This window comes from Halorubrum sp. Atlit-28R (genome assembly GCF_003665955.1).
Classification (GTDB): Archaea; Halobacteriota; Halobacteria; order Halobacteriales; family Haloferacaceae; genus Halorubrum; species Halorubrum tropicale.
In genome coordinates this window covers 1-705 of sequence record NZ_QPLS01000068.1, presented here as the reverse complement: position 1 = coordinate 705, position 705 = coordinate 1, and the positions used below count along the sequence as shown (strand labels likewise).

Annotated in this window: 1 pseudogene; it reads right to left on the bottom strand. The window is 64.1% G+C overall.

Annotated features, from left to right (window positions below):
• Window positions 1–705, bottom strand: a pseudogene (locus DVK06_RS16810) (DNA topoisomerase IV subunit B); the annotation flags it as partial.

The window sequence follows — 705 nt, the reverse complement described above, 5'->3', positions numbered from 1 at the left end:
GAACTGCGGGTCGGGGTGCTTGACGGAGATGACGGCGGTGAGTCCCTCGCGAACGTCCTCGCCGCGGAGGTTGTCGCCGTCGAGGTCGTCCAGCATGTCGTGGCTGTTCGCGTAGTCGTTGACGACGCGGGTGAGCGCCGTCTTGAACCCGGTCAGATGCGTGCCGCCCTCGCGGGTGTTGATGTTGTTGGCGAAGGCGTGAATCGACCCCTGGAGCTCGTCGGTCGCCTGCATGGCGATTTCGACCTCGATGCCCTCCGACTCGTCGTCGTAGTAGATGACGTCGTCGTGGAGCGCCGTCTTGGTCTCGTTGAGGTACTCGACGAACTCGCGGATGCCGCCCTCGAAGAGGAACGTGCTCGACTCGTCGGTCCGCTCGTCGGAGAGCGAAATCTCGACCCCGGAGTTGAGGAACGCGAGCTCTCGCAGGCGGTTTTCGAGCGTCTTGAAGTCGAACTCGGTCGTCTCGAAGATACCGTCGTCCGGCCAAAAGCGGATGGTCGTTCCGGTGTCTTCGCCGGGTTCGAGGTCGCGCACGCGCTCGAACTCCTCGACCTGCGGCTCGCCGACCTCGAAGCGGTGTGTCCACACCGCGCCGTCGTGTTTGACCTCGACTTCGAGTTCGCTCGACAGCGCGTTGACGACGGTGACGCCGACGCCGTGGAGGCCGCCGGAGACTTGGTAGGACTTGTTGTCGAACTTCCC